Source organism: Paenibacillus beijingensis, from assembly GCF_000961095.1.
In the GTDB taxonomy this organism is placed as follows: domain Bacteria; phylum Bacillota; class Bacilli; order Paenibacillales; family Paenibacillaceae; genus Paenibacillus_O; species Paenibacillus_O beijingensis.
Window position 1 is genome coordinate 4,860,954 of sequence record NZ_CP011058.1, and the last position, 11,821, is coordinate 4,872,774.

Below are 11,821 nucleotides of genomic sequence, written 5' to 3' on the forward strand. Positions count from 1 at the left end.
CTCTTCTCTTGTTCATACACTAGATAATAGAATCGATGGAGGGTGATTGATCTATGAAACTATGTGTAGTGGGCGCGGGTTATGTGGGACTTACGACTGCTGCCGTATTATCCGAGCTTGGCCATACGGTCTATTGTATGGACTTGGATGATGGAAAGGTGCAGCGGCTGAACCGGGGGATTGTGCCGATCTATGAACCGGGTCTGGATGAGATGATCCGAAGAAACGCGGAACGAAATTCGCTTTTTTTCGATACGGATATTATCGGGGCGATGAAGCAATGTCCCGTCATTATCATCGCCGTCGGTACGCCATCAGCGAAAGACGGAAGGGCGGATATGGTTTATTTGAACGGTGTTCTCGACGAACTTTGTCAAGCGATTGAAAGCCACAAAACGATTATCGTGAAAAGCACCGTACCGCCGGGAACATCCGATTGGCTTGAGAGGGTGCTGATCGAGAGAGGTGTGCCCGAAGGCCGGTTCGACATCGTTATGAATCCAGAATTTTTGCGGGAAGGGACGGCAATTCACGATACGATTCATCCGGATCGGATCGTGATCGGGGCAAAGAGCGAAGCCGCCGCGTTAACGGTGAAAAACTTGTACGCATCCATTCAAACCGTCTTCCTGCTGACGGACCGCACGGGAGCAGAGATGATCAAATATGCTTCCAACGCCTTCCTGGCTACAAAAATCTCCTTTATCAACGAAATCTCCCGGATATGCGAAGCTTACGGTACGGACGTAATGAACGTTGCCGCAGGCATCGGGCTGGACACCCGGATCGGATCAAGGTTTTTGCAGGCGGGACTTGGCTACGGTGGTTCTTGTCTGCCGAAAGATGTACGGGCCCTAAACCATGCCGCAGACACGAAAAAGGTCAAACTCAAGCTGTTGGAAGCTGTGGAGCAGATCAACCGGTCACAAGTGGACGTTTATATGAATAAGTTATTCCAAACGTTAGGCAATTCCTCCGATAAACGGACGATTGCCGTTCTAGGAGCAACTTTCAAAGAGAACACCGACGATATCCGGTATTCCCAAGCGATAGCGCTTATGGACAAATTGGTCCGTAAAGGCTGCCATGTGCATGCATATGACCCGATCGTATCGCCTAAACTGCTGTCGGTTGACTGGTACGAAACGCCGTACGATGCCGTTAATGGCGCCGATGCGGTCGTGATCGCCACGAATTGGGGAGAATTCGCCCAACTGGATTGGAACAAGATTCGCGATTTGATGGCCGGGGATATCGTGCTTGACGGGCGCAACGGGATCGACAAATCCTCGATTGAAATGACGGGACTTCGGTATGTTGGAGTTGGTCGGGGATGAACATTCTCGTTACAGGAGCAGGCGGCTTTATCGGCTCGCATTTGTGCGAGCATTTGCTGATTGATCCCCGGAACACCGTCATCGGACTCGATGACTTCGTTCGTGAAGAGCTGAAAACGATCGGTACACGAAATATTGCGCTTCTACTCGGTCACCCTCGTTTCCGGCTGATCAAAGCCAATATGCTGAGTACGGATTGGTTGTCTATATTGCAGCATGTGGATGCGGTTTATCATTTGGCCGGCATCCCTGGCGTCCGGGCCAGTTGGGGAAGCGACTTTAAACATTATGTTGGGTCCAATATTATGGCAACCCAGCAGCTGCTTGAAGCGTGCCGTATGGTGAAAATCCGAACGTTTGTATATGCTTCCACATCGTCGGTCTACGGCGAACAAAAGGGGAAAGTGTCGGAAGATGCTTCTTTAACACCGCTTTCACCTTACGGCGTAAGCAAACTGACGGGCGAGTATTTATGCCATGTGTATCGGAAAAATTATCAGGTTCCTGTGATCATTTTGCGTTACTTCACCGTCTACGGTCCGCGTCAGCGGTCGGATATGGCCTTTCATCGCTTTATTAAGCAGCTGCTGGCTTCGCAGCCCGTCACCTTGATCGGAGACGGCTCGCAAACAAGAGACTTTACGTATGTCAGCGATTGCGCCTCGGCAACCGCTTCTGTTCTCGGCCGCAGCGATCTCGTCGGTGAAACGATCAATATCGGAGGCAAAGAACGGGCATCTATTTCCAAAGTCATTGAAACGTTGGAAACTATTGCAGGCTTGAAAGCGGATATCGTCAAAGCCGGTGAAATGCACGGTGAGCCGATGCATACGTGGGCGGACATCTCGAAAGCGCAGCGGCTGCTCGGCTATTCGCCGAAAGTCGGATTAACAGAAGGTTTGCAACGGCAGCTTCAGCACTTTTCCGAGTTTATCTAGGGTTTGTACTGAACCGCATGGGATCAGATCGTGAAACGGGGCTTTAAAATAACAGTTTTCTATTTCCGCGCAATGCGCGGATTTTTTTATGCCAAAACAACAATCGCCGTATTTTCCGCAAGAAGTGCATCCACTGCCTTCGAAGCGGATGCGGCGCCGCTTAGTTGACAGCGGCGACATACTTGCGATACCGTAGACAACAGAAAGCGCAGCGGCAGCATGCCGCTGCCGGCAAAACCATTTGTTATCGTGCATTCATGATGAGTGCCGATTCTTTGGTCATTCGAATTGGCTACGACAGAAAGAGAGGGATTGTATTGATCCGATTTGGTGTTATCGGAACGAACCGCATTACGGATGAATTTATTTCGGCCGGTAAGCACATTGCCGATTTCGCTGTGACGGCCGTTTATTCCCGAACGGCAGAGAGAGCCGCCGAGTTTGCTGCCAAGCACGATATCGCCCATACGTATTCAAGTATCGAAGAGATGGCGGGCAGCGGCGAAATCGATGCCGTCTATATCGCCAGTCCGAATTCCTTTCACGCACAGCAAGCCGTTATCTGCATGAATTACGGCCTGCACGTATTATGTGAAAAACCGATCGCGTCTAACATGGCCGAACTTCAGTCGATGATTGAAGCCGCGCAAACAAACGGCGTCCTGCTCATGGAAGCGATGAAAAACACGTATCTCCCGGGTCTTATCAACCTGCGTGAGCATTTGCCCAAGATCGGAACCGTGCGTCGTTACTTCGCGAGCTACTGTCAATATTCCTCCCGCTATGATGCCTATAAAGCCGGAACTGTGTTGAATGCGTTCAATCCTGTTTTCTCCAACGGAGCATTGATGGATATCGGCATTTACTGCCTGTACCCGCTGATCTACTTGTTCGGGAATCCGTCCCGGGTTCAAGCAACCGGGCTTATGCTGGAATCCGGCGTGGACGGACAGGGCAGCATATTGGCGTCTTACCCGGATATGGATGCCCTCATCATCTATTCAAAAATTACCGATTCCCATCTTCCGTCCGAAATTCAGGGAGAGGAAGGAAGCATTGTCATAAACCGTATCAACAATCCGACTGCAATCGAAATCCGTTACCGGGACGGACGCGTCGAAGATATTTCGGAACCGGCGGACAAGCCGGCGATGTTTTACGAGATTGAAGGCTTCATGGAACTGATCCGTAGCGGCAAGCTGCAATCGCCTGTCAACTCGCATCCGAATTCGCTTGGGTCGATGGAAATGATGGTCGAGGCACGCAAGCAATTCGGACTTGTCTATCCGGCCGATACTAAAGCGGAGGAAACTGCTGCGAATTGAATATTTAAGCGCAGCAGCTTCCCGGCGTATGCCGGGAAGCTTTTTTTGCTGCGGAATGAATGGAATTCCAAAGACATATTGGAACAAGCCCGTTCATATGACAAAATAGAAGCGTCTATTTAATTGCTGATGCCGAATCTTGACCGGGTAAGGAGGCCGTCATGTTCCGCTACGTTCCCGTGTGGATCAGTTCGATTCATCATCTGAAGCGTTGGAATAATCTGATTGTCAACCGGATTGATGTCCGGCGAGCGTCCGTACCGAAGATCCGGACTTTCCTCCGCTACAAGCCGCTTCCATATTATTCGAGAGGAGATCTGACCTTGAACGAACGGGAGCTCAAGTATAAAGCTGAAGTTCTAGCAGAAGGGACTTTAATGTGCTGCTATAATTTGGATGAAAAACTGGCATTCTCTATCCCCTATAAGGATATTAAAGCTTTGGAACGTTACCCGTATGGGGACATCGACTGGATTCGAATCAAGAGCGGCAAAGCGACGATGACATACGATTTATTAATGGCGTTCGGCGGCAGCGGACTTGCACCCGCTAACCGGGCTGTTCGAACAGATGAAATGTATGACATCTTAAAGAGAGGGGGCAATTAGATGGATTGCAGAATCGGTTGCGCAGCTTGCTGCATCGCCATTTCGATTTCATCTCCCATTCCGGGAATGCCGGAGGGCAAGCCCGCCGGAGTCCGCTGTATTCAGCTGACCGAACATAACAGCTGCAAGCTGTTCGGAAGGCCGGAAAGGCCGGCTGTCTGCAGCGCTCTTTCAGCTTCAGAAGAAATGTGCGGCCAAACGAACGAACAAGCGTTGAAGATTTTGACGGAGATGGAGCGAATGACAAATCCGAACAAATAAATGACAGATTCAACAAAAACATTATGCCTATGAATGTGCAACAAAGATCATGTTTCTGAAACTGGAAACATGATCTTTTTTTAACGACGGCTGAAAGCGTATTCTCAATTCTTTTTAGAAATTAACCCTATTTTTACATATCAATTAGGTGAGAATTGTCTTTTATTATGCTGGTTTATTCTGTAAAATAAATGATGAACGAGGACGAATGTCCCGGTTCAAAAGTGACATAAGGACATGAAGCATTAAAAACGGATTTTTTTGCAATAGCAGCAGAGCAAATATGACAAAAGTTGATTAATCATTACAAATTTTTCGGATTTGGAGGAATTATATGATAGACGTAGAACTATTGAATATAGAATATACATAATAGCTTGATTTATAAAGAATAAGAGGGACGCATCAATGCAAAACTCGATGTTTTTTAAAAGTGTCATTAGTTCCGACTCGATTTATGATTCAATCGAACTATTAGGTAGATTTTTGAAAATGTCGATCGGATGCGAGCATATTTGCCTGCTGCTAATGAATGACACCCAATCGCACAAGCCGGCTTCTTATTCGTTTAATATCCACGAAACGGATGTCTCCCGGTTCAAGCAAATTGCAAGCAAAACGGATTTTTTTTCGAACGTGCCGGAAGGAATATGCTTTGATGTCGGAAAGACCGTCGAACCTGTGAGATCCGTCCTGTCCTTGACAGCGTTCCATTCGATTTATCCTTTCCATATCAATCGAAATTCCGCCTACGGCGCGCTCATTTTCTGTTTCCGTTCAGAAAGGAGACTGACAGAAGATCAGCTGCGGATATGCCGGATCATTAAAATCCATATGGAGCAATTAATCGAAAAGATTCATTTTCGAAAACAAGTATTGAAGCAGCAGTCCTATGAAACGTTATTTAATACGCTTCGAATGAAAGACAGCTTCACCGTCAGTCATTGTTACAATGTCGCTTTTTACTCGGCTTTGCTCGGATCGAAAGCCGGCGTCAGCGAAACCGAGCTGGAACAGTTAAAACTGGCTGCATTGCTGCACGATATCGGCAAAATTGCGATTCCCGATTCGATTCTGCTCAAGCCGGACCGATTGACGGATGAAGAGTTTGATGTTATTCGGCAGCATCCGATCGTCGGATATGAACTGTTGAAGGATTTGCCGGATGTAAAGTCGATTCTTCCCATCGTAAGATGGCATCATGAACGAATTGACGGTCTCGGTTATCCCGACGGGCTTAGCGGAGATTCCATTCCGCTGCTGGTCCGCATCGTTAGTTTGGCCGACGCGTTTGATGCGATGACATCGACACGGGTATACCGTGATTCATTGTCCGTCCATGAGGTTCGCAAACAACTTCTCATCAACGCAAACAAGCAATTTGATGAACATCTGGTTCGGATCTTTCTCGATACCATCGATGAATATATGATTATGGACAGGTTCAATCGAGATGACTGAAAGAGGGTTGAAAACAGAATTGGGTAAGAGAATTCTCATCGTTGACGACGAACCAGACAACATACACATTCTTCGAATTTTTTTGGCTTCATTGCAGTATGAGATCTTTGTTGCCGAATCGGGAACGGAAGCGCTGGCAGCTGTCAAGGTAATCACACCGGATCTCATCTTATTGGATGTGATGATGCCGGACATGTCGGGGTTTGATATCTGCAAGCAATTGATAAGCATGGCTGATTTCGATATTCCTATCATTTTTCTGTCCGCTAACGTGCAAAAGAAAGATATTATGAAGGGCCTGCAGCTGGGAGCTTTCGATTATCTCACCAAGCCTTATGACCTTGATTTGCTTGAAATGAAAGTGTCGATTGCGCTGAATCAACAGAAGAAGCTGGCGAACTTGCAGCAGGATAATAAGCTTCTTGCGGAATTGGCTTATGTAGATGCCTTAACAGGCTTATATAACCGTACCTACTTGGATGTTATGATTCAAAAAATTAACGAAGGCGACAAAACCTTTAAATCCGCGATGATGATTGATATGGATCATTTTAAAGCGATTAACGACACGTTCGGCCATATCATCGGAGATCAGGTGCTGAAAGATATAGCCAACATCATTTTTTCTCAAATATCGGTCAATCAGGATATGGCTTTCCGGTATGGAGGAGACGAATTTTTAGTATTGCTGCACGATGAACAAACTTCCGTTGAAGTAGCCCATTCCATTATTAAAGCGGTCGATGAGATAAAGGTTGGCAGCGAGCCCGGCAAACAATTACACGTTTCCGTAAGTATCGGCGTGACCCATAATGTGAACCGCCAGACTTTACTACAGATGATATCGCAGGCAGATTGTGCGCTGCTTGGGGCCAAAAACAACGGCCGAAATCGGGTAACGGTTTACTAAATTATGACGAATGGGTGATGAGGACGATGATGGAGTTGAAAAGTTTCAAGAAGTTGTTTCAAATGACGAAAGTGATCAACTCACAATTTGAGCTATCCGAAATTTTGCAGGTTTTTGTCGATGCGATTGCAAGCGAAATTACGCAGGCCGATTTGGTCGGTTTTTTTCTGGAACAGCCGGATGGAACGTTCAAAGGCTATAAGGGCAACAAGCTGCCGGTTGATATTACGGAGCTGCTCATTGATCCCTCGAAGGATCCTTTCGTCCGCGACATTTTACAGAGAAGAGCCAGCGATTATATTGCAGACACGAATGTCGACACACGGCTTGATGCGGAGAAGAAAAATTTACTCAAAATTAAATCGATCCTTGGTATACCGGTTATCGTGAACGATCAAATTTTCGGTCTTGTGTTCGTTCATGATTTCGGCAAACCGATGAATTTGACGCTAGAGCAAATCGAAGTGACGGAAGCATTCGTTAATATGGCAAGCGTCGCGATCCGCAATATTCAAATGTTCGAGCATTCGCAGCAGCTTCTGGAGAAGCAGCAGCTGCTGCTGGACGCGACGAATGCCATGTCCAAAACGTTGTCGGTGCGCGATGTTTTGGAAACGTCCTTTCATTTTTTGCAGAGGGCGAGCGGAGCAGAAGATATTGGCATTCATTTATACAATGAAAATGAACGCACTCTTGAACCGTTTCATCTATCCTCCATCAATTTAAGGGAGGAAGATTGGAAACAAAAGCATCGCGATGAGATTAAATTAAAGATCGACGATGACAGACTCCTTTACGAAGTGATCACGGAGAAAAAGGCGGTTGCCGTTCCGGACGTTTATGCCGATCCCCGTCCGAATCATGCCGCTCTTGCCAAGTTTGATATCCAAAGCATGATGGTTATTCCTTTGGTAGCTAAAAGCAGCGTTTTTGGCATCATCGTCATCCCCTCCATGCATAAGCGGGCGGTATATGAAGAGGGCAAAATCGAATTTTGTAAATCTTTTGCCGACGTAACGGCGACCGCACTCTCGAATGCCATGCATACCGAAAATTTAGATCATTCAGTCAACGAGCGTTCCATGGAACTGCAGCAGGCCAATTTCAAGCTGGAAGGCTTGGTGAAAGAGCTTGAATATTTAAACGAGCTTAAGAACGATTTCATCGCGACTCTTTCCCATGAACTTCGTACCCCGATTACTGCGGTGAAAGGTTCGGTCGATATTTTACGCAAAGAAGTGATCGGCGAACTGAACCAGCCGCAGAAGGACCTGCTGGATACGGCGGTAAAGTCTATTGAACGGCTGCTGAATCAGGTGAATGAACTGCTTGATTTCGCCAAGATGGAAACCGGGAAATTTGAATTGAGTTACACCGAAGTCGATTTCAAAGATCTTATTACGGAAGCGGAGCATATCGTTCATTCTCTAATCAATAAAAAGAAGCTGGAATTAACGGTTGAAGTGGATCCGTCTTCGGAAACGGTGCTGAAAGTCGACCGGGAACGGATTTTGCAAATATTGCTCAATTTGCTGTCCAATTCCATTAAGTTCACGCCTCAAAAAGGGAATATCATCATTAAAGCTCATTCTACCGACAAGGAATTGACCATAGAAGTGTGCGACAACGGAATCGGAATTCCGGTGGAAAAACAAAAACATATTTTCACGAAATTTTATCAGGTTAACAACCAAATCAACGGGACTGGGCTTGGGCTGGCCATTTCCAAGCAGCTCATCGAAATGCATGGAGGCCGCATCTGGTTCGAGAGCGGCGAAGGGCAAGGTTCGACATTCAAATTCACTTTACCTAAAGGAGGAAGTGTGTAATGAGAGCGATTGAAGCCGGCTTGCGTTTTTTAGTCCAAGAGGGGGTAAGTTATATATTCGGCATTCCAGCCGGATCCATCAATGCTCTTTACGATTGTTTAAATGATATGCCCCAGCTGCAGCCGATCGTGGCGAAACACGAAAATAGCTCCGGCTATGCGGCAACGGCTTATACAAGAATAACCGGTATTCCGTCCGTTTGTGTCGCCTCCAGCGGACCCGGCGCAACCAATCTGGTCACTCCGTGCGCCAATGCCTGGAAAGAAAAGCTTCCCGTTCTATTTATTACCGGCTCGGTACCGTCCACGAAAGTTGGAAGAGGCGGAGCGCAAGAGCTTCAAGCCGATGCGATCTTCGCTCCGATCACAAAGCTGAGCAAAACGGTTCAGCACGCATCCGAGCTCCCGGCCGTTTTTGCCGAAGCATTTGCCACGGCGATCAGCGGCGTTCCCGGTCCGGTTCACTTGACGATTCCGATCGATATTCAAATGACCGATATCGGAGATCCCGAAATTCCTGTTTTACCCGAAATCCAGCCGATTGAACCGAACGCAGAGCAGGTGCAGGCAGCTGGCGAGCGGATTATAACTGCGGGCCAAAGAGGTGCTCTACTGCTCGGACACGGCGCGAAATCTTCACCCGAGACCATTTTGCGCTTTGCGGAGCAAACCGGTTGGATGGTTGCGACAACGCCGCGCGGAAAAGGGGCTTTTCCGGAAGATCATCCGCTTTCGTTAGGCGTATACGGACTGTCGGCCAATGAAAAAGCGATCTCGTATTTACACGGCGACCAGCACGATGTGCTTATGGTTGTCGGCTCGACTCTTGGTGAATTGGCGACAAGCAACTGGGATTCAAGACTCGTGGCAGGTAAACAGCTGATCCATATCGATTACGATCAGCGGGAGCTTGGCAAGTGCTATCCAACCGAATTCCCTGTTCATGGAGACATTGAACTTGTCCTGAGCCAGTTGCTGGCGCAGCTTTCGGACGCAAGCAGCAACGGCAAGGTTACGGAGGGGATTTCGTTACCGAACGATGCGGCACTCGGCCACACAGAAGTTGCGGCAACGAAGGAACCAAGCGCTGTAGAGTGGAATACCCTCGCGGCGATTCGGCAATTAAGCGCAAGCGCGCCGGACAACACACGATTTTATATCGATATCGGCGAATTTATGACCTATTCCATTCAAAATCTCGTGATCAAAAAAGACCAAAAATTTGATATCGATATTAATTTCGGCGGCATGGGGTCCGGAATCGGAGGGGCGATCGGTGCCAAGTTGGCGGAGCCGTCCAGACCGCTGTTGTGCATCACCGGCGACGGATGCTTCTTCATGCATGGAATGGAAGTGCTGTCGGCGAAGGAATACGGATTGCCAATCGTATTTGCCGTCATTAACAACGCCCGTCTCGGCATGGTTTATCATGGACATATGCTGCAGTATAAAAGGTGTCTCTCCGACTTCGAACAGAAGCGGGTAAGCATTGCCGGCATGGCCGGCGCTCTTGGAATCCGCCACGTTGAGGTCAAGTCGGTCGATCAACTGCAGCCGGAGCAAATGAACGAATGGTTCTCTTATGGGGAGCCTGTCGTCGTCGAGATCATTGTCGACGGCAATGAAGTGCCGCCGATGGGGGAAAGGGTCAAATTTTTGCAAGGCGCGACGTATTAAAAACGTTTTAGAGTTTATAGTTTACAAATATGTAACTTTATTGTTAGAATAAGTTACATAAACTGCATCCTCAAGACGGTTGGTCGTCAGAAGTATCCCTTCTCCCATCCCGGCATGTCGATATGAAGGATGCAGCAAGAGGTGAGACAAGCTTTGATTTACGACAAAGACACGATTTACGTCATCGGCGATGCGCAGACTTCCGTCAACAATCCGATCACGCAGCAATACAGCGCATTTTTTATCGGTCTCGTCGTGGATACAACGAATCATAAGATTGTGGACGCGGGCTGCGCGTCGACAATACCGCTGACATCCGAGTTTGTTCGCTCTATTTTTACCGGACAAAGCATCCTGTCATTCGAACAGGTAGCCGGGGAAATTAGACGAAGGTATCACGGTTCGTCTCAGAAGGCGCTTATCGTCGCTTTTAAAGACGCGTTAAAAAAATATAAACAAGTCCTGAACACCCGCGAAGATTGCGAAACCGACACTCCGCGGACAGGATAAAGCTGCTTTGTTTATCAGTATGGAAACATACGCGTAAATAAAACCCAGCAAATGATTACTATGGCGGCCGCCTGCGGCTGCAAAGTATCGTTTGCTGGGTTTTTTGCGTTACCAATCAGACGAATGGAGGATTTGTCATGAAGCTTTACATTTCCGTTGACATGGAAGGGATTACCGGACTGATCGATTCTACTTTTGTCGACTCCAACAAATACAATTATACCCGCGGTCAGCGAATTATGACGGCCGAGGCCAACCATGTCATTGAGACGGCGTTTTGGGAAGGGTGCAAAGAGGTGGTCGTAAACGACAGCCATTCCAAAATGAACAATCTCATCATCGAGGAGCTGCATCCGGAAACGCAGCTGATTTCGGGTGACGTGAAACCTTTGTCGATGGTGCAGGGACTCGATTCAAGCTTTGCCGGAGCGGCTTTCCTCGGCTACCATTCACGGGCGGCCAGAAAGGGCGTGCTCAGCCATACGATGATCTTCGGGGTGCGCAATATGTATATCAACGATACGGCCGTCGGCGAGCTCGGGTTCAATGCATTCGTGGCCGGATATTACGGCGTGCCCGTTCTGTTAGTAGCGGGGGACGACGAGACTGCTGCGGAAGCCGAGGAATTGATCCCGGGCGTAACGACAGCCATCGTCAAAAAAGCGATCTCCCGCACTTCGGCGCTCTGCCTGACACCGGAGAAAAGTGGACAGCTGCTGCGGGAGAAAGCGAAAGAGGCACTTGCTTCCCGCCTGAAGGTCAAGCCTCTTACACCCCCGGATAATCCGGTGCTTACGATTGAATTTGCCAACTATGGACAAGCCGAATGGGCGCATTTGATGCCGGGCACGGAGATTGAACAAGGCGCCCCAATTGTTTCATTCCAAGCCAAAAACATTGTTGAAGCGTATCAAGCGATGCTGGTCATGACAGAGCTGGCGATGAGAACTTCATTTTGTTAAAAGG

11 protein-coding genes are annotated in these 11,821 nt (G+C 48.0%); all 11 read left to right on the forward strand.

The features are described 5' to 3' along the window. Positions 1 to 53 precede the first annotated feature (53 nt). The 11 genes from VN24_RS22005 (at position 54) to VN24_RS22055 (ending at position 11,817) form a co-directional block, all read left to right on the forward strand. Positions 54 to 1,337 carry a UDP-glucose dehydrogenase family protein gene (locus tag VN24_RS22005; protein WP_045672176.1) on the forward strand — a complete coding sequence of 428 codons (1,284 nt, stop codon included), beginning with the start codon at positions 54 to 56 and terminating at the stop codon, positions 1,335 to 1,337. Further along, positions 1,334 to 2,275: an NAD-dependent epimerase/dehydratase family protein gene (locus tag VN24_RS22010; protein ID WP_045672177.1), complete on the forward strand. Its 942-nt coding sequence runs from the start codon at positions 1,334 to 1,336 to the stop codon at positions 2,273 to 2,275. Before VN24_RS22005 ends, VN24_RS22010 begins: the two co-directional genes overlap by 4 nt. A 317-nt stretch (positions 2,276 to 2,592) precedes the next feature. Then, positions 2,593 to 3,600 (forward strand): Gfo/Idh/MocA family protein, encoded by a 1,008-nt coding sequence (locus VN24_RS22015; RefSeq protein WP_045672178.1) that lies wholly within the window; start codon positions 2,593 to 2,595, stop codon positions 3,598 to 3,600. Positions 3,601 to 3,761: 161 nt separating this feature from the next. Then, on the forward strand, positions 3,762 to 4,208 hold the full coding sequence (locus tag VN24_RS22020; RefSeq protein WP_045672179.1) for a hypothetical protein: 447 nt from the start codon (positions 3,762 to 3,764) through the stop codon (positions 4,206 to 4,208). Next, positions 4,209 to 4,469, forward strand: a complete 261-nt coding sequence (locus VN24_RS22025) for a YkgJ family cysteine cluster protein (RefSeq protein WP_045672180.1) — start codon at positions 4,209 to 4,211, stop codon at positions 4,467 to 4,469. A 492-nt stretch (positions 4,470 to 4,961) separates the two neighbouring features. After that, a complete protein-coding gene (locus tag VN24_RS26560) occupies positions 4,962 to 5,930 on the forward strand; it encodes an HD-GYP domain-containing protein (RefSeq protein ID WP_158453699.1) in 969 nt (322 codons plus the stop codon). 19 nt (positions 5,931 to 5,949) lie between these two features. Continuing rightward, complete coding sequence (locus VN24_RS22035) at positions 5,950 to 6,840, forward strand: diguanylate cyclase (protein ID WP_045672181.1); 891 nt, start codon at positions 5,950 to 5,952, stop codon at positions 6,838 to 6,840. 26 nt (positions 6,841 to 6,866) lie between these two features. Beyond that, positions 6,867 to 8,669, forward strand: a complete 1,803-nt coding sequence (locus tag VN24_RS22040) for a sensor histidine kinase (RefSeq protein WP_158453700.1) — start codon at positions 6,867 to 6,869, stop codon at positions 8,667 to 8,669. Then, entirely contained in the window at positions 8,669 to 10,345 is a 1,677-nt protein-coding gene (locus tag VN24_RS22045; protein ID WP_045672183.1) for a thiamine pyrophosphate-binding protein, read from the forward strand. Before VN24_RS22040 ends, VN24_RS22045 begins: the two co-directional genes overlap by 1 nt. A gap of 156 nt (positions 10,346 to 10,501) precedes the next feature. After that, the gene (locus VN24_RS22050) at positions 10,502 to 10,855 is read left to right on the forward strand and encodes a DUF3870 domain-containing protein (RefSeq protein WP_045673574.1); all 354 of its coding nucleotides are present in this window, start codon (positions 10,502 to 10,504) and stop codon (positions 10,853 to 10,855) included. Positions 10,856 to 10,992: 137 nt separating this feature from the next. Then, positions 10,993 to 11,817 (forward strand): M55 family metallopeptidase, encoded by an 825-nt coding sequence (locus tag VN24_RS22055; protein ID WP_045672184.1) that lies wholly within the window; start codon positions 10,993 to 10,995, stop codon positions 11,815 to 11,817. The last annotated feature ends 4 nt before the right edge of the window (positions 11,818 to 11,821 follow it).